Origin of the sequence: Halopseudomonas phragmitis (genome assembly GCF_002056295.1) — a bacterium.
GTDB lineage: Bacteria > Pseudomonadota > Gammaproteobacteria > Pseudomonadales > Pseudomonadaceae > Halopseudomonas > Halopseudomonas phragmitis.
In genome coordinates this window covers 922,302-948,246 of the sequence record NZ_CP020100.1, presented here as the reverse complement: position 1 = coordinate 948,246, position 25,945 = coordinate 922,302, and the positions used below count along the sequence as shown (strand labels likewise).

The window sequence follows — 25,945 nt, the reverse complement described above, 5'->3', positions numbered from 1 at the left end:
TGACGGTCTCCCGGGCTTTTGTCCCGCCGTGTAGCCTCCTTATCCATGGAAGCCGGAAAACTCTCGGACCAGTCATCCGCTGATGCGGATCGGAACCCTAGTTCGCCTAGATACCACTCCAGTGTGTGATGCGTCATGAGTCAGCAGCGACTCATCCCGTTTCACTAAAGGTCTATGCATGCTTGGTGCCAATTATTGCTTTATAAAAATGTCTTTAAAGTCAATTGGTTGCTTATCTTCCGGATTTTGGCTGATGTTGAAAGATGGGCTTATGCCCTAAAACAGCGCCTGGGGAGCAGCAATGCGATGCACTTATTCACTCACCTTGCAGCGTAGCCAGCAGTCGCCGGCTGCCGGCCTGTTGACGATGTTCACCCAGATAAACACCCTGCCAGGTGCCCATGGTCAATTGTCCATTGCTGACCGGAATGCTCAATTGCACACCCAGCAGGCTGCTTTTGACATGGGCAGTCATGTCGTCGGGGCCTTCATAGGTGTGCTTGAAGAAGGGCGTACTGTCCGGAACCAGGTGGCGCAAAATGGCTTCCAGGTCGTCGCGTACCAGTGGATCGGCGTTTTCGTTGATGCTCAGTGAGGCCGAGGTGTGCTGTAGCCACAGGTGCAGCAGGCCGGTGTTGAGCAGCTTGAGCTCCGGCAGCGCGGCCAGGATTTCGGCGTCGATAAGGTGAAAGCCCCGGGGTCGGGCTCGCAGCTCAATGGTGCGTTGTAGCCACATACTCAGTCTCCCTAATGAAACAGGGCGCCCGTAGGCGCCCTGTGATACAGCGAAGGGTACTGCGGAGTTTACTTCTTGGCGCTGGTGAACTCCGGGTAGGCTTCCATACCGCACTCGGCGATATCCACCCCTTCATACTCTTCTTCTTCGCTGACGCGAATGCCCATGACCGCCTTGAGGATACTCCAAACGATCAGGCTGGCAATGAAGACGAAGGCGAAGATGGCGATGACCCCGATCAGCTGTGCGCCGAAGCTGGCATCAGCATTGGTCAGCGGTACGGCCAGAACACCCCAGATACCAGCCGAGCCGTGGGCCGAGATGGCACCAGCCGGGTCGTCCAGTTTCAGCTTGTCCAGACCCAGGACGCTGAACACCACGATCACCCCACCTACGGCACCGATCAGGACGGCAGCGAAGGCGCTCGGCGACAGCGGGTCGGCGGTGATGGCCACCAGGCCGGCCAGGGCGCCGTTGAGGGTCATGGTCAGGTCGGTCTTGCCGAACAGGATGCGTGACACGATCATCGCTGCGATCAGGCCACCGGCAGCAGCCATGTTGGTGTTGACCAGAACCTGGGCGACGTTGTTGGCGGACTCGACGTCGGAAATTTTCAGCTCGGAACCGCCGTTGAAGCCGAACCAGCCCATCCACAGGATGAAGATACCCAGGGTCGACAGCGGCAGGTTACAGCCGGGGATGGCATTGACCTGGCCGTTCGGACCGTATTTGCCTTTACGTGCGCCGAGCAGGATCACACCGGCCAGAGCGGCGGTGGCGCCGGCCATGTGAACGATACCGGAGCCGGCATAGTCGGAGTAGCCGATTTCGTCCAGCCAGCCTTCACCCCAGCTCCAGGCGCCCTGGATCGGGTAGATGAAACCGGTCATGACCACGGCGAAAGCCAGGAAGGCCCACAGTTTCATACGCTCGGCCACGGCACCGGAGACGATCGACATACAGGCACCGGCGAACACGATCTGGAAGAAGAAGTCAGCGCGGTTGGAGTAGTACGGTGCTTCGTCACCACCAGCCAGCACTTCGTCGAGGGCGTTTTCGCCGCCGATCAAGAAGCCCAGACTCGGCAGGATCGAGCTTTCCGAGGAATACATGATGTAGTAACCGACCAGCAGGTACATCACCGAGGCGATGGCGAACAGGGCGATGTTCTTGGCCAGAATTTCAGTGGTGCTCTTGGTGCGGACCAGACCGGCCTCGAGCATGGCGAAACCTGCTGCCATCCACATAACAAGGACGCCGCAGATCAAAAAGTAGAACGTGTCCAGTGCATACTGGAGTTGCACGATATCTTCCATTGTAAGCCCCCCATATAGGCTTTTTTATTTCAATCGGTAAACCTTGGCTCAGATGGCGTCGGTACCGGTTTCTCCGGTACGGATACGGATGGCCTGTTCCAGATTGACCACGAAGATCTTGCCGTCGCCGATCTTGCCGGTGTTGGCAGCCTTGGTGATGGCTTCAATCACCCGGTCGAGCATGTCGTCGCCGATAGCCACATCGATCTTCACCTTGGGCAGAAAATCAACCACGTATTCCGCGCCACGGTAGAGTTCGGTGTGACCTTTCTGTCGGCCAAAACCCTTGACCTCGGTCACGGTGATACCCTGAACGCCGATCTCGGACAGTGCTTCACGCACGTCGTCCAGTTTGAAAGGCTTGATAACAGCCGTTACTAGTTTCATTTCAATACTCCCGTTTGATGGACTGCCCTGGGGGGACAGGGCAAGTCTATGCCGAGTTAGAGGCTTTTAGAAACGGACAATGCTCCGAGGCTGATGCAGTTGGCCGGTCTGCCGACAAAACCAGGTTTTGTCATGGCCCCGCGAACCGGGTGTAACTGCCGCATCGTCTTGTGCTCCTTAGATGATGGCTCCTCGCAAAGTCAGGCTGGCTTCAGGTGGGTGCCCCGTTTGGGTTATCCCTTCCTTGGCAGCTGCGATGTGCTAAGCAGGAACCCTGCCAGTTTTCGTTTTTCCTTATTTTTCAGTCAAATAGAAATGTTTTGATGGTTTTGGTCAGGCCAATTGCGCACGCCTTTGCACCAAAATCGAGCATAGCTCACAACTTCAGTGCCCGCTGTGTGCACACATGGGGCACGCCAGGGTTGGGGACGCCGCCAGCCTGGGGGTGCTACACTGGGCAACTTGCCGCCAGCCTTGGCTGGTCGATTCCATTGCCGATTGAGTTGCAGAGCATGTTGCACAAAGTGTTGATTGACGCGGTCAGCAGCCAGGCCACCCGGTTGCTGATGAGTGAGCGCGGATTGCCGCCGCCGGAGCTGGAGAAACACCTCAAAGCCTTGCTGCAAAGCGCCCTGGCCAAGCTGGATGTGGTCAGCCGTGATGAGTTTGAAACCCAGCAGGCGGTGCTGATGCGTACCCGTGAACGGCTGGAGGCCCTGGAAAAACGGGTCGAGGCCCTGGAGCAGCGTACCCCCCCACCGACCACCTGACCTGCAGGTGGACTGATCAAGGAGCGATCATGTCCCTGGCCATAGTTCATAGCCGAGCCAAGATCGGCATTCAGGCCCCGGCTGTCACCATCGAAGTTCACCTGGCCAACGGCATGCCGAGCCTGACCCTGGTCGGCATGCCGGAAACCGCCGTGCGCGAAAGCAAGGACCGGGTCCGCAGTGCCTTGCAGAACGCCCAGTTGGAGTTCCCCAGCCTCAAGCGCATCACCATCAACCTGGCACCGGCGGATCTGCCCAAGGAAGGTGGGCGTTTTGATCTGGCCATTGCCCTGGGGCTGCTGGCGGCCAGCGGGCAGATTCCCGGCGATTGTCTGAACGAATGCGAGTGCTTAGGGGAGCTGGCGCTGTCCGGTGAGTTGCGCCCGGTTCAGGGGGTGCTGCCGGCTGCGCTGGCCTGCCGGGCGCTGAATCGCACCTTGCTGCTGCCGCGTGCTAATGCCGCCGAGGCTGCGCTGGTACGCGGCGTACGGATAGTCGCGGCCGAGCATCTGCTGGAGTTGTGCGAGCATCTGCGCGGTGAGCGCGAATTACCAGGGGTCAACGTCGAGTCGCGCCCGCAGTCACGACCGGTATCGGCCGATCTGGCCGATGTGCAGGGCCAGGCTCAGGCCAAGCGGGCCTTGATCGTGGCGGCGGCGGGCGGGCATAACCTGTTGCTGTTTGGCCCGCCGGGCACCGGCAAGACCCTGCTGGCCAGCCGTTTGCCGGGCATACTGCCGGCCTTGAGTGAGGCGGAAGCGCTGGAAGTGGCGGCGATCCAGTCGGTTTGCGGGCAGGCCGACCTGAGCTGCTGGCCGCAGCGGCCCTTTCGCGCGCCCCATCATGGTGCATCGGCCGCCGCGTTGGTTGGGGGTGGTAGCCAGCCTCGACCCGGCGAGATCAGTCAGGCCCACCAGGGCGTGCTGTTTCTCGACGAGTTGCCCGAGTTTGACCGCAAGGTACTGGAAATGCTGCGTGAGCCTTTGGAGTCGGGCTGTATTCATATCGCCCGGGCTCGCGAGCAGTTGAGCTTTCCGGCCCGCTTTCAACTGATCGCGGCCATGAACCCTTGCCCCTGTGGCTATCAGGGCGATCCCTCCGGGCGCTGTCGCTGTAGTCCCGAGCAGATCGAGCGTTACCGTGGCAAGCTTTCCGGCCCGCTACTTGATCGTATCGATCTGCATTTGGGTATGCTCAATGAAACCTTCAGTCTGGGACATGAGCAGGTCGGCAAGCCCAGCAGTGCGGAGGCCGCGCAGTGGGTGGCGCAGGCCCGGTCCTGTCAGCAACAGCGTCAGAATTGTCTGAATGCCCATCTGGATCTGGCGGCACTGCGTGAGCACTGCCGGCTGAGCGAGGCCGACCAGCAGTGGCTGGAGCTGGCGATCACTCGCCTGGGCCTGTCACGTCGGGCCAGTCACCGGGCGCTCAAGGTGGCTCGCACCCTGGCCGATCTGGATGGGGTCAGCTCGATTGAGCGTGCGCACCTGGCCGAAGCTCTGCAGTATCGGCAACTGGATCGGCGGCCAATGGCCTGATATCAACCGGGGTGATGGGGCTGGTGCGGGCAAAGGGTTGCACTATAGTAGTGAATGCAGGGCGTCACCGGTCACGCGACATCGGTCGGTGGCGCCTTGCGGTTTCAGACCGAGCCTAATGCCTCTTCGCGGCCCATGCTGTAGGCATCCAGGAAGTAGCACAACTCCTCGAAAGCCAGCGCCGGGCTGATGAAGTAGCCCTGCACCTGATCACAGCCCATGCCGCGCAACACTTCCAATTGCTGGCGCTGCTCCACCCCTTCGGCAACCACCTCCAGATTCAGGCTGCGACCCAGCTCGATCATCGCACCGACCAGTTGCCGGTCCGACTCGCGCTCGGCAATACCCTTGACGAAGCTGCGGTCGAGCTTGAGCAGGTTGATCGGCAGGTTGTGCAGGTGCACGAACGAGGAAAAGCCGGTGCCAAAGTCATCCAGCGAGAAGCGTACACCCAGGCCAGTCAGCCCGCGCATGGTGACCTGAACCTGCTCGGGGTTCTGCATGACCGCGGTTTCGGTCAGTTCGAACTCTAGGCTGTGCGGGTCGATGCCAGTCTTGTCCAGCAGGCGCTTGACCGTGGCCAGCAACTGGCTGTCCTGGAACTGGCGGAACGACATGTTGACGGCGACATGTACCGGCGGCATGCGCCGGCGTTTGAGCTGATTGAGGTCATGACAGGCACGGGCGATCACCCAGTAGCCCATAGGCACGATCAGTCCGGTTTCCTCGGCCAGCGGAATGAACTGGTTGGGGCCGAGCAGGCCGCGCTCAGGATGACGCCAGCGAATCAGTCCTTCGAGTCCGACGATATTGCCGCTTTTGAGATCGACCCGTGGTTGATAGTGCAGCTCCAGTTCATTGCGCCGCAGTGCCTGGCGCAGGGAGGCTTCGAACTCAATCAGGCTGTTGGCCTGCAGGTTGATACGGTCATCATAAAAGTGGAAGTTGCAGCCACGTTGGCCCTTGGCCTGCTGCATGGCCATATTGGCGTGCAGCAACAGGCTGTCGACCGTTTGCCCGCCTTCAGGGTAGGTGGCAATGCCGACGCTGCAGCCGAGTAACAGGCTTTCGCTGTCAACAAAGAACGGTTCGGCCAGTTCGTTGGTGACCTTCTGGGCGATGTGCAGCAAATTGCTAGGACTGCCGTAGTCCTCGATGATCACGCCAAATTCGTCGCTGCCCATCCGGCCGATAGTGTCGGTATTGCGCAGCACTCGGCGCAGGCGCTCGACCACCTCGCAGATGATCGCGTCGCCAGCCCCGTGGCCGAGGGTGTCGTTGACGTGGCGGAAGTTGTCCAGATCGATGAACAGCACGGCCAGCGGCTGATTGCTGCGCAGCGCCCGGCGCATGCCTTGCTTGAGCCGGTCATGCAGCATCTGCCGGTTGCAGATGCCGGTCAGTGGGTCGTAGCTGGCGGCGTGATCGAGCGCGGTGCGCAGCGCATGCCGCTCAATGGCGTAGTTGAAGCAGCGGATCAGTTCGCTGGCGCTGGACTGATCCCAGACACTGTCGGTTATGCCAGGCGGCAACGGGTGAAATTCCGGCTCATCGGCCAGGTGGATGATCGGCACGCTGCATTCGCGGGGCACATTCAGAAAATCGCTGCGCGCCAGAATCGCCTGCACCGGGCCGCTGGCGATCATGGCCTGGGCGTGATCCCAGTTGTCGGCACGAATCAACAGATAAGGGCTGGCTTTGACAGCAGACAAACGGTGACTCAGAGGCGCATGGGCGCCATGGTCATTGTCGAGTAACACGATGCGAAGCATCGGACTGTCAGCAGTCAAAGTCAGATCCCCCAAGGATCTTTATAAATTAGGTACATACGGTTTATTTATAAAGTAGGTTATATCCAAAAAACCGCCAAGTACCAAGACTAGCTTTTCGCTATCACGCTGTCGATCACAGTTTCTGCTGGTAGAATTGCCGGCCACCAGCCGGAGATCAATACGCGTGTCGAATCTCAACCCCCGTCAACAGGAAGCCGTTCATTACATCAGTGGCCCACTGTTGGTACTGGCCGGGGCCGGCAGCGGCAAGACCAGCGTGATCACCCGCAAGATCGCCTACCTGGTGCGCGAATGCGGGATCAAGGCCCAGTACATTGTCGCCGTGACCTTCACCAACAAGGCCGCGCGCGAAATGAAAGAGCGCGTTAGCCTGCTGCTCAAGGGCGGTGATGCCCGTGGCCTGACCGTCTCGACCTTCCATAACCTGGGCCTGAACATCATCCGCAAGGAGCATCAGCGCCTGGGCTACAAGCCGGGCTTCTCAATCTTCGACCAGCAGGATGCCACCGCGCTGATCACCGACCTGATGCATCGCGACTACGGTGCCGACGACGGTATTGACGGCATCCAGGCGCAGATCTCCAACTGGAAGAACGACCTGATTCTGCCCGAGGAGGCATTGGCCAAGGCCCGGACTCCGCAGGAGCAGACCGCCGCCAGCGTTTACATGCACTATCAGCGCACACTCAAGGCCTACAACGCGGTCGACTTCGATGACCTGATCCTGATCCCTGTGATGTTGTTTCGCAATCACCCGGATGTGTTGGAAAAGTGGCAATTTCGTATCCGCTACATGCTGGTCGACGAATACCAGGACACCAACGCCAGCCAGTACCTGCTGGTGAAGATGCTGGTCGGCAATCAGGCGCGCTTTACCGTGGTGGGCGATGACGACCAGTCGATCTATGCCTGGCGTGGTGCCCGGCCAGAAAATCTGGCGTTGCTCAAGGAAGACTTTCCGGCGCTCAAGGTGGTGATGCTGGAGCAGAACTACCGTTCCACCAGCCGCATCCTGCGGGCTGCCAACACCCTGATTGCCAACAACCCGCACGTCTTCGACAAGCAGCTCTGGAGCGAGCTGGGTTATGGCGAGCCGATCCGGGTGATCCGTTGCCGCAACGAGGAAGCTGAAGCCGAGCGAGTAGCTACCGACATCCAGATGATGCACATGCAGCACAAGCGCGCCTGGAAGGATTTCGCCATTCTCTATCGCGGCAATCACCAGGCACGGCTGATCGAACTCAAGCTGCAGCACCACCAGATCCCCTACCACTTGTCCGGCGGCACCAGCTTCTTCAGCCGCCAGGAGGTCAAGGACCTGATGGCCTACTTCCGCCTGCTGGTCAACCCGGACGACGACAACGCACTGCTGCGGGTCATCAACGTGCCGCGCCGGGAGATCGGCCCGGCAACCCTGGAAAAGCTCGGCAACTACGCTACCGATCGTGGCGTCAGCCTGTTTCAGGCCTGTGCCGAGGTGGGACTGGGCGAGCATCTGGAGTCGCGCTATCTGGAGCGTCTGCAGCGCTTTCAGCGCTGGCTCGACGGCATCCGTCAACGTTGTGCCCGGGAGGAGCCGATTGCGGTGCTGCGCGACATGATCCTGGATCTGGACTACGAGAACTGGATTCGCCAGAACTGCTCCAGCGACGAGATCGCCGCCAAGCGTATGGGCAACGTCTGGTTCCTGCTTGATGCACTCAAGACCACCATCGAGCGTGACGAGAGCGGTGAAACCGATATCGAGGATGCCATCGCCAAGCTGGTATTGCGCGACATGCTCGAGCGCCACGAAGAGGAAGAGGACGTTGACCGGGTGCAGTTGATGACCCTGCATGCCTCCAAGGGCTTGGAGTATCCGCATGTCTACATCATGGGCATGGAGGAAGAGATCCTCCCGCACCGCTCCAGCATCGAAGCTGACAGCGTCGAGGAAGAGCGCCGGCTGACCTACGTCGGCATCACCCGTGCACGCAAGACCCTGGCTTTCACCTTCGCCGCTCGCCGACGCCAGTTCGGTGAGGTTATCGATTGTCTGCCCAGCCGTTTTCTCGATGAACTGCCAGCCGAGGATCTGGAATGGGAGGGCACCGAGGATGTGCCGGTGGAGCAGAAGCAGGCCCGCGGCAAGGAAGCGTTGGCCAATATCCGCAGCTTGATCGGGCGCTAGGGCACAAAAAAGCCGCCCTGGCTGGGCGGCTTTTTGCTTCAAGCGTTCGGCTTACAGGCCGGACATGTGCTTGATGGCGTCCATCAGCTCGTCATCGGAGCAGTCGGCGCAGGTGCCTTTCGGCGGCATGGCGTTGATCCCGCTGATCGCGGTGGCCAGCAGCTCATCCAGGTTGCCGCCATGGCGGGCCTGCCAGGCCGGGGTATCACCGGTAACGGGGGCGCCCAGCAGACCAGTGCTGTGACAGGCGGTGCAGAACTGCTTGTAAACCGCTTCGCCCGAACGCGCCCCGCCGGCTGGAGAGGCGGCTGCTACAGCGCCGGTTTCTTCAGCACAGGGATCGCCAGCCAGACATACCGAACCAAACGGCTTGATCCGCTCGGCAATGGCGTCTTCAACCGCAGTCGCAAAGGCACTACCGGCCATCAGGGCAAGCATGGCCGCAGAGGCGGCCAGAAGTTTTTTCACAGTCGTCACCTTGAACATCCTCATCATAGCTATAAGTATCAGCCGGCAGCAGAACCCGGACATTGTGCGCGAGTATACCGGTAAACCTGCAAGCGGCAAAATAGCTGGGCCCGGCAATAACCCCGACGCGTCACGCCGTCGCATGACAACAGGGCATGGACGCCGAGCGATTCAATGCGTATTATTGCGGCCCTGAAACGCACCCGTAGCTCAGCTGGATAGAGTACTGCCCTCCGAAGGCAGGGGTCACAGGTTCGAATCCTGTCGGGTGCGCCACTTTCCTTCCCGTATCAGTTTCCGAAAGCATCAGGCGTTCAGCTACCCTCAATGCTGAAGATGACTTGCCTGATGCGCTGCCCAGTTTCCCTAAAAGCGATGCGTCCTGCTACCTTGGGTTCAAGCCAAAGTTAAGCCGTTGGCCGTTACTGACAGGAGCACACATGTCATCGACCCTACTGCTCAAGAATGCCCGCCTGATTGCCACCATGGATGATCAGCGCCGGGAACTGACTGACGCCTCGATTCTGATTCGTGGCAGCCTGATTGAGGCGGTGGGGCCGGCCAATGAGCTGCCAACTAGCGCCGACCGGGTTATCGATCTGAGTGGCCAGGTCGTTCTGCCTGGGCTGATCAATACTCATCACCACATGTTTCAGTCGCTGACCCGGGTACTGCCGGCGGCTCAGGATGCCGAGCTGTTCGACTGGCTCAGCGCGCTGTTTCCGGTCTGGGCCCGGTTGACCCCGGAGATGGCCAGAACCGCCACCCGCACGGCTGTTGCCGAACTGATGCTCAGTGGCTGTACCACGGCGATGGACCAGGCTTATCTGTACGTCAATGGCATTCAGCTGGAGGACAGCATTCAGGCCGCCAGTGAGCTGGGAATTCGCTTTCATGCCGGCCGCGGGGCCATCAGCCTGGGCCAGAGTCGTGGCGGCTTACCGCCGGATGTGCTGGTCGAGGCCGATGAGCAGGCGATTCTTGATGATATGCAGCGGGTCATCGAGCGTTACAACGACCCAGCCTTCGACGCCATGGTGCGGGTGGCAGTGGCGCCGTCCTCTCCATTTACCGTAACCCGTGAGCTGATGCTCGAAACTGGTCGGCTGGCGCGGGCCTACGGAGTCGGGATGCACACCCACACCGCCGAGAACTGGAAGGATGTTGAGTTCTGCCAAAGTGTCTATGGCATGACCCCGGCACAGTATGTCGAGGAGGTCGACTGGCTGGGCGAGAATGCCTGGCATGCGCACTGCGTCAAGCTCGACGACCCGGGCATCGCCCTGTTTGCCCGGACCGGCACCGGGGTTGCCCACTGTCCGTGTTCGAACATGCGCCTGGCCTCGGGGCTGGCACCGGTGCGCAAGATGCGTGACGCTGGCGTCAAGGTTGGGCTGGGCGTGGATGGCAGTGCTTCGAATGACAGCAACCATCTGCTCAATGAGGCGCGTCAGGCCATGCTCAGTGCTCGGGTGCGGGATGAAAACCCGGCGGCCATGAGTGCCCGTGAAGCGCTGGAGCTGGCCACCCGGGGTGGTGCCGAGGTGCTGGGCCGGGCGGCGGCGCTGGGGCGGATTCAGGCCGGCTACTGTGCCGACATCATCAGCTTCCGTTGCGATGACATCAGCCTGGCTGGAGCTCAGGTCGATCCGTTGGCAGCGCTGGTGTTCTGCACCCCGCCCCGGGTTTGCCACAGCATCATCAATGGCCGGCAGGTGATTGCCGACGGGCAGTTGCTGAGTGCCGAGCTGCCGCTGTTGGTCGAACAGCACAACCAGCTGGCGACAAAACTGCTCGGGACTTGACGCTAATCGCCCGGTTACTGCTGCGCCCAGCTCAACGCGGCATCATCCGCACCCCACTCAGCTCGCCCAGTGGTTGCGGTGGACCGAGGTGATAGCCCTGGGCGTAGTCGACGCCCAGTTCATGCAGGTGTTCGAGGATGTTCTGGTTTTCGACGAACTCGGCGACCGTGCGCAGTCCCATTTCATGGCCGATGGTGTTGATCGAGGCGACCATGGCACGGGCAATCGGGTCGCTGGCGATATCGCGGACGAACACCCCGTCGATCTTCAGGTAATCCACAGGCAGGGTCTTGAGGTAGGCGAACGAGGACAGTCCCGAGCCAAAGTCATCCAGGGCGAACTCGCAGCCGATGGCCTTGAGCCGCTGCATGAAGATCAGGGCCCGGCTGAGGTTGGCGATGGCGCTGGTTTCGGTGATCTCGAAACAGATACAGGCAGTTGGTACCCGGTGGCGCTCCAGGGCGCCGAGTACGAAGTCGAGGAAGCTTTCCTCGCTGATCGAGGCCGCCGACAGGTTGATCGAGTAATTGCCCGGTTGTTCAGGATGGTGCCGACAGTAGTCGCCGACCCAGGCCAGGAAGTTGCTGATCACCCAGCGGTCGATAGCCACTGCCAGGTCGTAACGTTCGGCTGCGGGCATGAAGGCACCCGGCGGGATGATGCGTCCGTCTTCGCCGAGCATGCGCACCAGTACTTCATAGCTGGGACCGCGACTGGCATGTTGCAGTGCGATGATCGGCTGGACGAACAGGCGCAGTTGATCATTGTCCAGCGCCTGCCGAATCCGGTTGACCCAGAGCATTTCGCCGCGCCGTTCAAGCAGTTGCTGGTCATCGGCCTGATAAATGTGGATGCGGTTACGCCCGGCGTCCTTGGCGGCATAGCAGGCGCTGTCGGCGGCACTGAGCAGGCTGCCCAGCGAGTCGGCCTCGGCATCGAGCTGCACCAGGCCGATGCTGACGCCGATGGCGAAGCTCTTGCCTTCCCAACTGAAGCGGAAGTCTTCGACCAGCGCACGAATGCTGTCGGCCACCGGCAACGCTTCTTCCAGCGGGCAGCCGAGCAGCAGCAGGCCGAACTCATCGCCGCCCAGTCGGGCCAGCACATCGCTGGCGCGGATCCGGCTCTGGAACAGTTTGGCCAGTTGCCGCAGCAGTTCGTCACCGGCGGCATGGCCACAGGTGTCATTGACCACCTTGAACTGGTCCAGGTCCATGTAGCACAACACCTGTTCGCCGCGCTCTTTGCCGGGTTGGTGCAGGACCATGGCCAGCCGGCGCTCGAACTCGGCGCGATTGGCCAGCCCGGTAAGCTGGTCGTGGGCGGCCTGGTAGGACAGTTCGCGGGCCAGCCGACGGGTCACGGTGACATCGCGGAAGGTCAGCACCGCGCCGATGATCCGGCCTTCGGCGTCGCGGATCGGCGCAACTGCATCCTGTACGGGCACCTCACTGCCGTCGGCCCGGCGCAGCAAGGCTGCGCTGCCTTCGGGGCGTTGTGGCGGGTTACTAAGGCGTCGCAGCAGCGTGGTTACCGGATTGCTCAAGCGCTCACCGCTGAGCTCGTCGTAAAGCCGGTAGACCTCTTCCAGATTCTGGCCGGTGGCGGTGGCCTCGGGCCAGCCGGTCAATTGCTCGGCGACCGGGTTGAGATAGCGGATCCGCCCGTCCGGGCCGGTACTGATCACGCCGTCACCGATTGAGGCCAGGGTCACCTGGGCCAGCATCTTTTCGTGGAACAGTTGCTGCTCGATCCGCCGGCGTTCGGTGATATCACGGATAGTGCAGGTGAACAGATCGGCCTCCAGCGAGCCGCGACTGACGGTCAGTTCGGCGATGAATTGCTCATGTTCCTGGCGGCACAGCAACACCTCCTGCTTCAGTTCATCACCCTGCTCAGGCATTTCCAGACCACGCCAGTCGCGCTCTGCTACCAACTGGTCGAGCGGCCGGCCGATCAGCCGTTCGGCCGGCAAGCCGAATAGTCGCTCGGCGCCGGGGTTGCAACTGGCCAGAATGCCATCGGCGCTGCAGGTGACAATGCCGTCGCGGATATCGCGGACGATCGCCTGGGTCTTGCCCACCGCCTCGCGCAGGGCGCGGATTACCTTGTTGTACTGGCTGGCGATCTGACCGACCTCGGTAAAGGGCTCGACTGGGACCTCGTGGCTGAAGTGGCCGTCACGCTGATGGGTGGCCATGGCCTCGAGCAGCTCCACCAGTTCGGTCCGGGCACCATGTTCGGAGACGTTAAGGCCCACGGCTTCGGCGCTGGCGTCAACCCGCAGCGGTAGCAGCCGGTTGATCAGACGCAACAGCAGCCAGGTCAGGCCGAAGGCCCAGAGCGCGGCGACCAGTACCCCTTCGAGCTGGACACCGAACTGTTGCCAGCGATTCAGCCCGGTACCCAGCCGCTCAAGGTCGGCCAGCAGCGCTACCGCCAGCGTGCCCCAGATGCCACTGGCCAGATGCACTGGAACCGCGCCGACCGCATCGTCGATGCGCCAGCGTTGCAGCAGCCGGTCAGCCAGATACATCACCAGACTACCAATCAGGCCAATCAGTACGGCGGTTGCCGCGCTCACCGCATGGGCGCTGGCGGTGATAGCCACCATGCCGGCGATCAGGCCGTTGAGCGGGTATACCGGATCGATCAGTCGCCAGCGCAGCAAGGACATCAGCATGCCGCCGAAGATTCCGGCCACTGCCGCCAGCACTGTGTTGGCGATGATCCCCGGCACCCGGCCGTCGAAACTCAGGGTGCTGCCGCCGTTGAAGCCAAACCAGCCAAACAGCAACAGCAGGGCGCCGAGCATGGCCATTGGCAGGTTCGAGCCGGGCAGGCTGCGGCCCTGACGGGGTTGGTCGAAGCGGCCCTGGCGTGGACCCAGCACCAGAATCACCGCCAGCGCCACCCAGCCGCCAATACCGTGGACCACGGTGGCTCCGGCGAAGTCGACAAAGCCGCTGGCGGCCAGCCAGCCTTCGCCCTGACTGAACTCGCCAGCCCAGGCCCAGTGGCCGTAAAAGGGATAGATCAGTCCGGCGGCCACCAGCGTTACCAGCAGGTAGCCGCTAAAGCGCATGCGCTCGGCTGCGGCGCCGGAGACGATGGTCGCGGCGGTGGTGCAAAACATGGCCTGGAACAGGAAGAAGGCCGCCTGCCAGGTGTCTTCGAACGACAGCAGGACGAAGCCATCACCAAACCAGCCGCCCTGGCTGGCGCCGAACATCAGGCTGAAGCCGTATATCCAGTAGACCAGGACCGCGACGCTGAGGTCGGCCATGTTCTTGACCGCGACATTGATGGCGTTCTTGCTGCGGGTCAGGCCCGACTCCAGACACAGAAACCCCAACTGCATGTTGAACACCAGGCCGGCGCAAAGCACGACCCAGAGCACATCGATCATGGCGACTGGCATGAGCAATCCTGCGATTATGGCACTTTGATGGCGCTTGCTTCAGTGCAGGCGCTCCAAAAGCGTGCGGTCGAAACCGCTGAAGGCGGGTTTCGACTCAACACAGTGCAGGCAATGCAGGTTCCGTTCCAGAGGCGGCGCCGGCTTGGCCCGGCGCCAGGAGGGGATTAGTCGGCGATATGTACCAACTGCTTGCCGAAGTTCTTGCCCTTGAGCATGCCCTTGAACGCTTCGACCGCGTTGTCCAGACCTTCGGCGATGGTTTCGCTGTACTTCAACTGGCCGCTGGCGACCTGGCCGGCCAGCAGGGCGGTGATTTCCTGATGCTGGTCCTGCCACTCAGTGACCAGGAAGAAGCGGTGCTCGGGCTTGGGGTCGAGCTTGCCGAAGATGTGGAACGGGGTTTCAACCTGGCTCTGGTCGGCGACGTTGTAGGCTGACACGTAGCCGCACACCGGCACCCGGGCGCCGGGGTTGAGCAGCTTGGCCACGGCCTTGGCGACGTCACCGCCGACGTTTTCGAAGTAGACATCGATGCCATTCGGGCAGGCGGCGGCCAGATCGGCCTCGAGGTTGCCGGCCTTGTAGTCGACGCAGGCGTCAAAGCCCAGCTCGTTGACCACATAGTTGCACTTGTCCGGGCCGCCGGCCACGCCCACCACCCGGCAGCCGAGCTGCTTGGCGGTTTGGCCGACCACGGTGCCGACCGGGCCGGAGGCGGCGGAAACCACCACAGTTTCACCGGCCTTGGGTTTGCCGACGTACATCAGCCCACAGTAGCCGGTACGACCGGGCATGCCGGCTACGCCCAGGTAGGTCTGCAGCGGGGCGCCCTGTTCCTTGATCTTGTAGACCATGGCGGCGTCGCCGGGGATGATGCAGTATTCCTGCCAGCCGGAGTAGACGGTGACCAGATCGCCGACCTGATAGTTGTCAGAGTTGGACTCGATCACCCGGCCGATGCTTTCGCCGACGATCACTTCGCCGATACCGATTGGGTCCATATAACCCTTGCTGTCATTCATCCGGGGGCGCATATAGGGGTCGAGTGACAGCCACAGGGTCTTGATCAGGACTTCGCCGTCCTTGAGTTCACGTACTGGGGCTTCGACCAGCGACAGGTCGCCGTCCTGGATTTCGCCCTGTGGGCGGCGGCTGAGGACGACCTTGCGATTGACGTAGGCGGACATCGGCAATTCTCCGAGTAATCTGTTGTTCTGGATGGTCGGGCGCAACACCCGGTATGAGCCCGATGTTAAACCAGCCGGGCTGCGGCACCATGACCATTCACCGGAGTGATTGTTGGTCAGTCATCGGCCCGAAACCGTGACCGTTGGTCAGTGGCTCCAGTCTTCTGCCAGGTGCTGGTCCTTGAGCTTGACGTAGTTGTTGGCCGAATAGCTGAAGAAGCTGCGCTCGCGTTCACTGATCGGCCGCACTTCCCGGGCCGGGCTGCCCATGTAAAGGTAGCCGCTTTTCAGGGTCTTGCCGGCCGGCACCAGGCTGCCGGCCCCTAGTACCACCTCGTCCTCGATCACCGCCCCGTCCATGACGATACTGCCCATGCCGATCAGCACCCGGTTGCCCACCGTGCAGCCATGCAGCAACACCTTGTGGCCGATGGTCACGTCCTCGCCGATGATCAGCGGGTAACCATCGGGGTTGAACGGCCCGGCATGGGTGATGTGCAGTACGCTGCCGTCCTGCACGCTGGTACGAGCGCCGATGCGGATGCGGTGCATGTCGCCACGGATCACGGTAGCCGGCCAGACCGAGCAGTCATCGCCCAGTTCGACATCGCCCAGGACCACTGCCGAGGGATCGATGAACACCCGCTCACCCAGTTTCGGTTGCCAGTCTCGGAATTTGCGCAGCTTCATCGGCCCACCCTTGAATTTCACGGCTATCGCCATCATTGATATCTTCTACTGCATTCAACGATGCGAAGGAACCTCTGAAAAACGTAGGCGAGGTAGGCAAGACAAGGCAAAAACAGCGACAAAGCGCAGTTTACGCGGTGTAAATGAGCATTTTGAGGCTGTTTTTAACGCAGTATTGCCAACGCAGGTAGTTTTTCAGAGGTTCCCCAAGCCCTTTGCGGTTCTTTAATATAGGGCATTGTAAGCCATCCCTCGATTCAGGATACCCGTCATGTCCAACCCGCTGCTGCAATCCTATGACCTGCCGCCCTTCGCCGCGATTCGCGCCGAGCACGTCAAGCCGGCCGTCGAGCAGATTCTTGCCGACAACCGTGCCGCGCTGGAGGCGTTGCTGAGCAACCCGCCGGCCCAGTGGAGCTGGAGCAATCTGGTTGAGCCGCTGGACGAGATGGGCGAGCGACTGTCGCGAGCCTGGTCTCCGGTTAGTCACCTCAACGCGGTGATGAACAGCCCCGAGCTGCGCGACGCCTATAACGCCTGTCTGCCGCTGTTGAGCCAGTACTACACCGAACTGGGGCAGAACCAGCGGCTTTATGACGCCTACCGGCAACTGGCCGAAGGCCCGGCGTTCGCCACCCTGGATCAGGCTCAGCGGACCATCGTCGAGCATGCGCTGCGCGATTTCCGCCTGTCTGGTATCGCCCTGCCAGCCGAGCAGCAGCAGCGCTATGGCGAGTTGCAGATGCGCCTGTCGGAGCTGCACAGCCGGTTTTCCAACCAATTGATGGACGCCACCCAGGCCTGGACCAAGCAGCTTGATGACGAGGCCGCGCTCGATGGCCTGCCGGAGTCAGCCATCGCCCAAGCCCGAGAGGCGGCCCAGGCTCGCGAGCTGGACGGCTGGCTGATTACCCTGGAGTTCCCCAGCTACTACGCGGTGATGACCTATGCCCATGACCGTGCGTTGCGCCAGGAACTGTACACCGCCTATTGCACCCGGGCCTCGGATCAGGGTCCGAATGCCGGTCAGCATGACAACGGCCCGCTGATCAGCGAAATTCTGCAACTGCGCCAGGAGCTGGCGGCGCTGCTGGGCTTTGCCAACTACGCCGAACTGTCGCTGGCGACCAAGATGGCCGAAACCCCGGATCAGGTGCTGCAGTTCCTGCGCGATCTGGGCCAGCGCAGTCGCCCACACGCCGAGCAGGATCTGAGCGAATTGCGGGTCTTCGCCGCCGAGCGTGGCTGCACTGACCTGCAGGCCTGGGATGTCGGCTATTACGCTGAACAATTGCGCCAGCATCGCTATGCGATTTCTCAGGAGCAGCTGCGCCCCTATTTCCCGGTCGACACCGTGATCAATGGCATGTTCGCCATTGTCCAGCGCCTGTACGGCATTGAGCTGCGGGAAGTTGGCGAGTTTGAACGCTGGCACAAGGATGCCAGGCTGTTCGAGGTGCTGGAGAACGGCCAGCGCATTGGGCGCTTTTTCCTCGACTTGTATGCTCGCAGCAACAAGCGCGGTGGTGCCTGGATGGACGGCTGCCGTGATCGCCGCCGGCTGTCTGCCGGTGAGCTGCAGCAGCCGATCGCCTATCTGGTGTGCAACTTCACTCCGGCCAGCGGCGGTAAGCCGGCCCTGCTGACCCACGACGAGGTCACCACCCTGTTCCACGAGTTTGGCCACGGTCTGCACCACCTGCTGACCCGGGTCGACTATCCGGCTGCTTCCGGCATCAACGGCGTGGCCTGGGATGCGGTCGAGCTGCCCAGCCAGTTCATGGAAAACTGGTGCTGGGAGCCGGAAGGTCTGGCGCTGATCTCCGGCCACTACCAGAGCGGTGAGCGGCTGCCGCAGGATCTGCTCGACAAGATGCTGGCGGCCAAGAACTTCCAGTCCGGTCTGGGCATGCTGCGCCAGGTCGAGTTCTCGCTGTTCGACTTCGAGCTGCATGTCGGTCGCCATCCGGACCAGAGCGCCCAGCAGGTGCTCGACGCGGTGCGGGCCGAGGTGTCGGTATTCCCGCCGCCGGCTTTCAACCGCTTCCAGAACGGCTTCAGCCATATCTTCGCCGGTGGCTACGCGGCCGGATACTACAGCTACAAGTGGGCCGAGGTGCTGTCGGCCGATGCCTTCTCGCGCTTCGAGGAGGAAGGGGTACTCAATCCACAGACTGGCCGGGCTTTCCGCGACAACATTCTGGCTCAGGGCGGCAGCCGTGAGCCGATGGAGCTGTTCGTGGCGTTCCGCGGTCGTGAGCCGTCGATCGACGCATTGCTGCGCCACAGCGGTCTGCTGGCAGGTCAGGCGGCATGAGCGGAGTGAAAAAGCGCTTCATCGCTGGCGCCGTCTGCCCGGCCTGCAGCCAGATGGATACCATCCGCATGTTCGAGGAAGACGGCGTGCCACATCGCGAATGCGTCAATTGTGGCTATGCCGACACCCTGGATGCTCGTGGCAACTCGGTGCCCAAGGAACTAACGACCCGGGTCAACGCGCCTAAGCCGGTCGCGGCCAAGGTTCAACGCGGCCAGACCGTGCAGTTCTTTCCCAATCCCAGACTGAAGAAGGATAGTTGAGCGTCGGGGGGCAGCAAGTGTCCGCTCCCGTGGTTCAAACCATGCTGGGCAGACGAATATCCAACCCCAGTTGCTGAGACATGCACGGCCACTCTTCCCAGAGCGCCTGTCGGCGTTCTGGGTCAGCATCCTTGAGCTCCAGCCGGCTCGGCAATAGCCCGCTGACGGCTTCATCGACGGCGGCATCCAGCTGGTTGGCGAAGGGTTCGCCCAGCAGTTGGTGAACGATCAGGTTGGCCCGGGTGGTGTTCATCGGAATCAGCGGCTCGCCACCCTCGGCCACGTACAGGTCGTTGACTTCCTCAACCAGTCGGTGAGCCAGATAGGCTTCATCCAGCAGCGCCAGCAAGCCCTGGTGCTCCTCCGGCAATTGCGGGGGCTGGAGGAAAAAGGCTTCGGCAACCTTGAGCACCGGGATCAGGGCCGGGCGCAGCCCGGTGGCATCGGCCACGCTCTGGGCCGCTTCGAGAATGTCCGGTACCTGACAGATATAGGCTTCGACAAAACCCTGGAAAGTATCCAGAGCCTGATCCTGGGAGCTTATGGCCGGGTGCAGGGCGGGAATGCGCTGTTCCAGCCAATTGCGCAGGGCGCTGCGCAAGCCGGTCTGCTGCTGAGCCTCGCTGACCCTTTGGCGTAATGCGGCAATATTCATAGGTACTCCAGGGCCGTCAGGCAAGCCGAGCGCCTGATGGCCATCCGATGGTAAATATAGGTGAGCACATGAAGCTAGCAGAGGATCTGAAGGTCGTCAAAGTGACTCAGGGCTGAGCCATAAGAACATTTTGGCATATGGTGCCGAGTGTGCCTGCAACCTCCGTTAACAAATGACGGCAGGCCGGACTCTTGACGCGCTGCAAAAAAACCCTGGCAGCAACATTGCCAAGCCTCCATGCCTGTCTATACTCAAAACGTCTGGTAGCCTTTGGGGGGTTACGGTCGGAAGGGAGATTGGCCGCTTGCACGGCTCCTCCAATACCCGGCCTTCGGGCGTCCTAGCAGTCTCCGTGTCTGTTAATGGCCATTGTTCCCCACGCGCCAGGAGTGATAACAAAAATAAAGGGGAACCGGGAATGTTGCGACCTGCATATGCCTGGCTGGCCGGGCTGTCCTTGTCTGCGCTCAGTGTTTCAGCGAGTGCCGACTGGGGAATGAACATGACGAGGGGGGTGACCGAGGTCAGCCACTCGATCTTCAATCTGCACATGACCATTTTCTGGATCTGTGTGGTCATCGGCATCATCGTCTTCGGGGTGATGTTCTGGTCGATGCTGATGCATCGCAAGTCCCAGGGCGCAGAACCCGCCCAATTCCACGAGCACGTATCGATTGAAGTGCTGTGGACCGTAATACCCCTGCTGATCCTGATCGGCATGGCGATTCCCGCGACCAAGACCCTGATCGAAATCTACGACACTGAAGATGCCGATGTCGACGTGCTGATTACCGGTTACCAATGGCGCTGGCAGTACAGCTATCTGGGTGAAGACGTCACCTTCATGAGCAACCTGACCACCAGCCGCGACGAAATCTACAATCGGGTCGACAAGGGTGAACATTACCTGCTGGAAGTCGATGAGCCACTGGTGCTGCCAATCGGCAAAAAAGTCCGCTTCCTGATCACCGCCGCCGACGTCATCCACGCCTGGTGGGTACCGGCCCTGGCGGTCAAGAAAGATGCCATCCCCGGCTTCATCAACGAGGCCTGGACCCGCATTGACGAGCCCGGCACCTACCGGGGGCAATGCGCCGAGCTCTGCGGTCGTGACCATGGCTTCATGCCCATCGTGGTGGTGGCCAAGACTGAAGAAGATTACGCCGCCTGGCTGGCCGAGAAAAAAGAAGCTGCTGCTCTGGAGGCTGAACTACGCGAGAAAGAGTGGACCCTGGACGAGCTGATGGAACGTGGTCAGCGGGTCTACAACACCGCCTGCGCGGCTTGCCACCAGCCCAATGGTGAAGGTCTGCCGCCGCTGTTCCCGTCACTCAAGGGTACCGACATGGTGCTCAACGACATCCCCGGCCACATCGAGGTCGTGGTCAAGGGTAGCCCCGGCACTGCCATGGCTGCCTTCGGCAACCAGCTCTCGGAAGTCGACATCGCCGCCGTCATCACCTACGAGCGAAACGCGTGGGGCAACAATACCGGCGACGTCGTAACCCCGCTGGATATCCTCGAGTTCAAACAAGGCCAATAGGAGACCTGTCATGAGTGCAGTGATCGATCATCACCACGACGACCATGCGCATGGTCCCGCCAAGGGCCTGATGCGTTGGGTACTGACCACCAACCACAAAGACATCGGTACCATGTACCTGTGGTTCAGCTTCGCCATGTTCCTGCTGGGCGGCTGCATGGCCATGGTCATACGGGCCGAGCTGTTCCAGCCCGGGCTGCAACTGGTGGAGCCGGAGTTCTTCAACCAGATGACCACCATGCACGGTCTGATCATGGTGTTCGGCGCGGTCATGCCGGCCTTTGTCGGGCTGGCCAACTGGATGATCCCGATGATGATCGGGGCCCCGGACATGGCCCTGCCGCGGATGAACAACTTCAGTTTCTGGCTGCTGCCGGCCGCTTTCGGGCTGTTGCTCTCGACCCTGTTCATGGCTGGAGGTGGGCCGAACTTCGGCTGGACTTTCTACGCGCCGCTATCGACCACCTATGCGCCGCCGAGCGTGACCTTCTTCATCTTCGCCATTCATATCGCCGGTATCAGTTCGATCATGGGCGCGATCAATATCATCGCCACCATCCTCAACCTGCGCGCGCCAGGCATGACCCTGATGAAGATGCCGCTGTTCGTCTGGACCTGGCTGATCACCGCCTTCCTGCTGATTGCGGTGATGCCGGTGCTGGCCGGGGTGGTGACCATGATGCTGATGGATATCCACTTCGGCACCAGCTTCTTCAATGCCGCCGGCGGTGGCGATCCGGTGATGTTCCAGCATATCTTCTGGTTCTTCGGGCATCCCGAGGTCTACATCATGATCCTGCCGGCGTTCGGTGCGGTCAGTGCGATCATCCCGGCGTTCAGCCGCAAACCGCTGTTCGGCTACACCTCGATGGTCTATGCCACTGCGGCGATTGCGTTCCTGTCGTTCGTGGTCTGGGCCCACCACATGTTTACCGTTGGCATTCCGCTGACTGGTGAGCTGTTCTTCATGTACGCCACCATGCTGATCGCGGTGCCGACCGGGGTGAAGGTGTTCAACTGGGTGACCACCATGTTTCGGGGGTCGCTGAGCTTCGAGGCGCCGATGCTGTTTTCCGTGGCCTTCGTGATTCTGTTCACCATCGGCGGTTTTTCCGGGCTGATGCTGGCGATTGCTCCGGCTGACTTCCAGTATCACGACACCTACTTCGTGGTTGCCCACTTCCACTATGTGCTGGTGCCCGGGGCGATCTTCGGGATTTTCGCCTCGGCCTACTACTGGCTGCCGAAATGGACCGGCCACATGTATGACGAGGTACTGGCCAAGACCCACTTCTGGATGAGTTTCATCGGCATGAACCTGGCGTTCTTCCCGATGCACTTTGTCGGCCTGGCCGGCATGCCCCGGCGGATTCCGGACTATCACATGATGTTTGCCAACTTCAACATGATCTCCTCGGTGGGGGCGTTCATGTTCGGGGTTACCCAGTTGCTGTTCCTGTTCATCGTCATCAAGTGCATCCGTGGCGGCAAGAAAGCTGCGGCCAAGCCCTGGGACGGTGCCGACGGGCTGGAGTGGACGGTGCCGTCACCGGCGCCCTATCACACCTTCAGCACCCCGCCGGAAGTCAAATAACGCGGAGGTTGTCATGAACGAAGAAGGCCTGAGTACCAAACGTCTGGTCGGTCGCCTGTTGCTGCTGGTGGTCGGCATGTTCGGCTTCGGTTTCCTGCTGGTGCCCATCTACGATGTGATGTGCGAGGCCTTCGGCATCAATGGCAAGACCAGCAGCAGCGCCTTTCAGGGCAGTGTGCAGGGCGTGGACGAGGAGCGTAATGTGCGGGTCCAGTTCATTTCCAGCAACGCCGAGGGCATGATCTGGTCGTTCGGCCCGGAGGCCGCCGAGATCGTGCTGCACCCGGGCGAGGCCCACACCATGAACTTCATCGCCCACAACCCGACCGACCGGCCGATGGTGGCCCAGGCGATACCCAGCGTGTCACCGTCCAAGGCCGCCGCCTATTTCCACAAGACCGAGTGTTTCTGCTTTACCCAGCAGGTATTGCAGCCGGGAGAGCGGGTGGAAATGCCGGTACGCTTTATTGTTGACCCAGGGCTGCCCGGTGATGTCCGGCGTCTGACCCTGGCCTATACCCTGTTTGATGTGACCGAGCGCATGGCCGCCAGCCTTGATCTGGCCGGCCTGCACTGATTGATCTGACTGCCTTACAAGGAGAACAACAGATGGCGAGTCACCAAACCTACTACGTACCGGCACAGAGCAAATGGCCGATTGTCGGCTCCGTCGGTCTGCTGGTCACCGTGATCGGGGCCGGCACCATGATGAACAGCTCCGGCCAGTCCGGGCACCTGATCTTCTTTACCGGGGCGCTGATCATCGCCTACATGATGTTCGGCTGGTTCAGTCATGTGATCGATGAAAGCCGCCAGGGCCTCTACAGCCCGCAGATGGATCGCTCATTTCGCCTGGGCATGGGCTGGTTCATCTTTTCCGAGGTGATGTTCTTTGCCGCCTTCTTCGGTGCGCTGTTCTATGTTCGCACCCTGGCCGGGCCCTGGCTGGGTGGTGCCGGCGACAAGGTGATGACCGGCGAGCTGCTGTGGCCCAATTTCGAGTTCGCCTGGCCGCTGATGGAAAACCCCGATCCAGGTCGGTTCCAAGGGCCAAGCGAGATCATCAGCCCTTGGCAGCTGCCGCTGCTCAATACCATCATCCTGATCAGCTCCAGTGTCACCGTGACCTTCGCTCACCACGCCCTGCGGGCCAACAAGCGTAAGGCCCTGCAGAACTGGCTGTTGCTGACCGTGGTATTAGGGGTGGTGTTCCTCGGTTTCCAGATCGCCGAATACGTGCACGCCTATCGCGACCTGGGGCTGACCCTGAACTCCGGGATTTACGGTGCGACCTTCTTCATGCTCACCGGTTTTCACGGCGCCCACGTGACCATGGGCGCGCTGATCCTGACGATCATCCTGATCCGGGTCTACAAGGGCCACTTCACCCCGGAGCAGCACTTTGGCTTCGAGGCCGCGGCCTGGTACTGGCACTTTGTGGATGTGGTCTGGGTCGGGCTGTTTATTTTTGTCTACATCTTTTGAAAGCCCCTAGGGAAACACTGATTAATTGCACACAAGTTCAGTAGCCCGGTTGGCGCTGATCTGTTCTGGACTGTCGATGCCCTGGACGGGCATCGTCAAGCCCCCAGGGATGGGTTCACGGCGTGTCCAGAATAGATCAGCGACAATTGGGCCAACACCGAAACTGATTTAATCAGTGTTTCCCTAGAGCCAGGGGGCATGCCAGGCCAACTGTCCTGACCAAAACCCCCAGGCAATCAGCAGCACCACCGCGACCGTCAGCGCAATGCGTACGCTGAGCGCGCTGACCAGCCGGCCGGTATTGGTGGTGTCTCTAACCAGAAAGAACAGGCCGCTGAACAGGCTGGCCACGATGGCCGCCAGCAATACCAGGATGGTCAGTTTCAAGAGCATGAGTGAAGGTCCATGGCGGTGAAGAGTCATTTAAGTATAGACCCAGGTGGAGCCGGCGATGGTCATGAGCGTTAGCGAAGAACAGCCCCGGCAGCGCCCCCGCTTTGCGCCGGGCTGGCCACTCTGGCTGTTCACCCTGACCTTTCTGCCGATCCTGATCAGCCTCGGTCTGTGGCAACTCGACCGGGCCGAACAGAAACGGCAGCTTGAAGCGGCCATGAATGCTCAGCGCTTCAGCCCGCCGGTCAGCCTCACCAGTCAGGACGCCAGCCGCTTGCAAGCCTGGCAGCCGCTGTTGCTGCAGGGCCGGTTCGATGCCCGTTATATCTGGTTGCTGGACAACCGCACCCGTGATGGCCGGGCCGGTGTGGAAGTACTGCAAGCCTTCCATGATCAGCCCAGCAACCTCTGGCTGGTGGTCAACCGTGGCTGGCTGGCCTGGCCTGACCGGCGCCAGTTGCCGGTCATCACTACGCCGACAGAAACTCTCAACTTGTATGCCGAAACCCTCCCGGCTGCCGCCGAGGGTTTCAGCCTGGCAGATGATTCGGCCAGTGCCGGCTGGCCGCGGCTGATTACCCAGCTTGATCCGGAGCAGTTTGCCGCCAGCAGCCAACTTCACTTGCAGCCCTGGCTGGCCCGTCTGACCGACGGCAGCCCGGCGGCTTTCCAACTCGACTGGCCAGGTCTGCCGATGACCGCCAGCAAACACACCGGCTACGCCGTGCAATGGTTCGCCCTGGCCACGGCTTTGCTGGGTTTGTTCATTTGGGCCGGTTTGCGGCCCGAACCCCGGGGGAAACACCATGATGAGTGCGACTGACAACAGCTATAACAACCAGGTCCCACAACGCCGTGGCCAGCTTAAATTGCTGGCGATCATCGCCGTGGTGGTCGGGCCCATGCTGGCCGCCTGGGTCATGGTCAAGCTGGATATCGGCATACCCGACAGCCAGACCAACAGAACGCCGCTGGTGGAGCCGGCCATGAGCCTGGGCGACTGGGGTATCGGGTTGGAGCCGGTCGGTTATGGTGCTCCCTGGCGCCTGCTGGTCACGGTCAATGGCGACTGCGACAGCGCCTGCCTGGAACTGGTGCATACCGCCCGGCAGATCCATGTCGCACTGGGTCGCGAGTCCGGCCGGGCTCAGCATGTGCTGGCGCTGAGCGGGGAGCTTGAGCCGGCGGTGGCAGCCCGGCTGGATGAATTCCCGCGTCTGGCCCACACCCGGCTGGATGCCACGGCCTATCAAGACAGTCTGCATCAACAGCCTGAACACTGGCGCCAGGGCGCGCAATTGTGGCTGGTTGACCCACTCGGCACAGTGGTTCTGCATCACGAGCAGGGCGAGCCGGCCAAGCGGCTGCTGGACGACCTTAAGTACCTGATGAAAGTTTCCAAGGTGGGCTGAAC

Annotated in this window: 22 protein-coding genes, 1 tRNA gene and 1 riboswitch; of the genes, 13 read left to right on the top strand and 10 right to left on the bottom strand. The window is 61.2% G+C overall.

Annotated elements, in window-relative coordinates; genetic code table 11:
- Positions 1-5 precede the first annotated feature (5 nt).
- Positions 6-112, bottom strand: a riboswitch (guanidine-I (ykkC/yxkD leader).
- 204 nt (positions 113-316) lie between these two features.
- The 3 genes from BVH74_RS04390 to glnK all read right to left on the bottom strand — a co-directional run bounded on the left by BVH74_RS04390 (position 317) and on the right by glnK (position 2,439).
- Positions 317-736, bottom strand: a complete 420-nt coding sequence (locus BVH74_RS04390) for a secondary thiamine-phosphate synthase enzyme YjbQ (RefSeq protein WP_080048891.1) — start codon at positions 734-736, stop codon at positions 317-319.
- 68 nt (positions 737-804) lie between these two features.
- A complete protein-coding gene (gene amtB, locus BVH74_RS04385; protein WP_080048890.1) occupies positions 805-2,052 on the bottom strand; it encodes an ammonium transporter AmtB in 1,248 nt (415 codons plus the stop codon).
- Between the two features lie 48 nt (positions 2,053-2,100).
- Positions 2,101-2,439 (bottom strand): P-II family nitrogen regulator, encoded by a 339-nt coding sequence (glnK, locus tag BVH74_RS04380; RefSeq protein ID WP_080048889.1) that lies wholly within the window; start codon positions 2,437-2,439, stop codon positions 2,101-2,103.
- A 512-nt stretch (positions 2,440-2,951) separates the two neighbouring features.
- Between glnK and BVH74_RS04375 the strand changes: the two genes are divergently transcribed.
- Together BVH74_RS04375 and BVH74_RS04370 are read left to right on the top strand one after the other, a co-directional pair.
- A complete protein-coding gene (locus BVH74_RS04375) occupies positions 2,952-3,209 on the top strand; it encodes an accessory factor UbiK family protein (protein WP_080048888.1) in 258 nt (85 codons plus the stop codon).
- 29 nt (positions 3,210-3,238) lie between these two features.
- Positions 3,239-4,747, top strand: a complete 1,509-nt coding sequence (locus tag BVH74_RS04370) for a YifB family Mg chelatase-like AAA ATPase (RefSeq protein WP_080048887.1) — start codon at positions 3,239-3,241, stop codon at positions 4,745-4,747.
- A gap of 104 nt (positions 4,748-4,851) precedes the next feature.
- On the opposite strand, the gene BVH74_RS04365 is transcribed toward BVH74_RS04370, so the two are convergent.
- On the bottom strand, positions 4,852-6,519 hold the full coding sequence (locus BVH74_RS04365) for a putative bifunctional diguanylate cyclase/phosphodiesterase (RefSeq protein WP_080048886.1): 1,668 nt from the start codon (positions 6,517-6,519) through the stop codon (positions 4,852-4,854).
- Between the two features lie 184 nt (positions 6,520-6,703).
- Between BVH74_RS04365 and rep the strand changes: the two genes are divergently transcribed.
- Positions 6,704-8,710, top strand: coding sequence for a DNA helicase Rep (gene rep, locus BVH74_RS04360; protein ID WP_080048885.1), 2,007 nt, complete (start codon positions 6,704-6,706; stop codon positions 8,708-8,710).
- A 51-nt stretch (positions 8,711-8,761) separates the two neighbouring features.
- Here the strand turns inward: rep and BVH74_RS04355 are convergent, their stop codons facing one another.
- Positions 8,762-9,187: a c-type cytochrome gene (locus tag BVH74_RS04355; protein ID WP_095626080.1), complete on the bottom strand. Its 426-nt coding sequence runs from the start codon at positions 9,185-9,187 to the stop codon at positions 8,762-8,764.
- Positions 9,188-9,377: 190 nt separating this feature from the next.
- Here BVH74_RS04355 and BVH74_RS04350 point away from each other — a divergent pair.
- Both BVH74_RS04350 and BVH74_RS04345 read left to right on the top strand, forming a co-directional pair.
- Positions 9,378-9,454 (top strand) — tRNA-Arg (locus tag BVH74_RS04350).
- A gap of 164 nt (positions 9,455-9,618) precedes the next feature.
- The gene (locus BVH74_RS04345; RefSeq protein ID WP_080048883.1) at positions 9,619-10,983 is read left to right on the top strand and encodes an 8-oxoguanine deaminase; all 1,365 of its coding nucleotides are present in this window, start codon (positions 9,619-9,621) and stop codon (positions 10,981-10,983) included.
- A gap of 31 nt (positions 10,984-11,014) precedes the next feature.
- Here BVH74_RS04345 and amt read toward each other — a convergent pair whose 3' ends face one another.
- The 3 genes from amt to BVH74_RS04330 all read right to left on the bottom strand — a co-directional run bounded on the left by amt (position 11,015) and on the right by BVH74_RS04330 (position 16,281).
- Positions 11,015-14,404: an ammonium transporter gene (gene amt / locus BVH74_RS04340; RefSeq protein WP_080048882.1), complete on the bottom strand. Its 3,390-nt coding sequence runs from the start codon at positions 14,402-14,404 to the stop codon at positions 11,015-11,017.
- A 164-nt stretch (positions 14,405-14,568) separates the two neighbouring features.
- Complete coding sequence (locus tag BVH74_RS04335; protein ID WP_080048881.1) at positions 14,569-15,591, bottom strand: NADP-dependent oxidoreductase; 1,023 nt, start codon at positions 15,589-15,591, stop codon at positions 14,569-14,571.
- Positions 15,592-15,738: 147 nt separating this feature from the next.
- Complete coding sequence (locus BVH74_RS04330) at positions 15,739-16,281, bottom strand: gamma carbonic anhydrase family protein (RefSeq protein WP_080048880.1); 543 nt, start codon at positions 16,279-16,281, stop codon at positions 15,739-15,741.
- Positions 16,282-16,552: 271 nt separating this feature from the next.
- On the opposite strand from BVH74_RS04330, the gene prlC reads away from it, so the two are divergent.
- Entirely contained in the window at positions 16,553-18,598 is a 2,046-nt protein-coding gene (prlC, locus tag BVH74_RS04325; protein ID WP_080048879.1) for an oligopeptidase A, read from the top strand.
- On the top strand, positions 18,595-18,861 hold the full coding sequence (locus BVH74_RS04320) for a YheV family putative zinc ribbon protein (protein WP_080048878.1): 267 nt from the start codon (positions 18,595-18,597) through the stop codon (positions 18,859-18,861). Before prlC ends, BVH74_RS04320 begins: the two co-directional genes overlap by 4 nt.
- A gap of 34 nt (positions 18,862-18,895) precedes the next feature.
- Here the strand turns inward: BVH74_RS04320 and BVH74_RS04315 are convergent, their stop codons facing one another.
- Positions 18,896-19,516, bottom strand: coding sequence for a hypothetical protein (locus BVH74_RS04315; protein ID WP_080048877.1), 621 nt, complete (start codon positions 19,514-19,516; stop codon positions 18,896-18,898).
- 418 nt (positions 19,517-19,934) lie between these two features.
- On the opposite strand from BVH74_RS04315, the gene coxB reads away from it, so the two are divergent.
- From coxB to BVH74_RS04295, 4 genes are read left to right on the top strand one after another with little or no spacing between them, the layout of a single operon-like run.
- Positions 19,935-21,059, top strand: coding sequence for a cytochrome c oxidase subunit II (gene coxB / locus BVH74_RS04310; protein ID WP_080048876.1), 1,125 nt, complete (start codon positions 19,935-19,937; stop codon positions 21,057-21,059).
- 10 nt (positions 21,060-21,069) lie between these two features.
- Entirely contained in the window at positions 21,070-22,653 is a 1,584-nt protein-coding gene (gene ctaD / locus BVH74_RS04305) for a cytochrome c oxidase subunit I (RefSeq protein ID WP_080048875.1), read from the top strand.
- Positions 22,654-22,666: 13 nt separating this feature from the next.
- Positions 22,667-23,230 (top strand): cytochrome c oxidase assembly protein, encoded by a 564-nt coding sequence (locus tag BVH74_RS04300; RefSeq protein ID WP_080048874.1) that lies wholly within the window; start codon positions 22,667-22,669, stop codon positions 23,228-23,230.
- Between the two features lie 32 nt (positions 23,231-23,262).
- A complete protein-coding gene (locus tag BVH74_RS04295) occupies positions 23,263-24,138 on the top strand; it encodes a cytochrome c oxidase subunit 3 (protein ID WP_080048873.1) in 876 nt (291 codons plus the stop codon).
- Positions 24,139-24,321: 183 nt separating this feature from the next.
- Here BVH74_RS04295 and BVH74_RS04290 read toward each other — a convergent pair whose 3' ends face one another.
- On the bottom strand, positions 24,322-24,531 hold the full coding sequence (locus tag BVH74_RS04290; protein ID WP_080048872.1) for a twin transmembrane helix small protein: 210 nt from the start codon (positions 24,529-24,531) through the stop codon (positions 24,322-24,324).
- A 64-nt stretch (positions 24,532-24,595) separates the two neighbouring features.
- Between BVH74_RS04290 and BVH74_RS04285 the strand changes: the two genes are divergently transcribed.
- Together BVH74_RS04285 and BVH74_RS04280 are read left to right on the top strand one after the other, a co-directional pair.
- Complete coding sequence (locus BVH74_RS04285) at positions 24,596-25,354, top strand: SURF1 family protein (protein ID WP_080051616.1); 759 nt, start codon at positions 24,596-24,598, stop codon at positions 25,352-25,354.
- Complete coding sequence (locus tag BVH74_RS04280; RefSeq protein ID WP_131038219.1) at positions 25,338-25,943, top strand: redox-active disulfide-containing membrane protein; 606 nt, start codon at positions 25,338-25,340, stop codon at positions 25,941-25,943. Before BVH74_RS04285 ends, BVH74_RS04280 begins: the two co-directional genes overlap by 17 nt.
- The last annotated feature ends 2 nt before the right edge of the window (positions 25,944-25,945 follow it).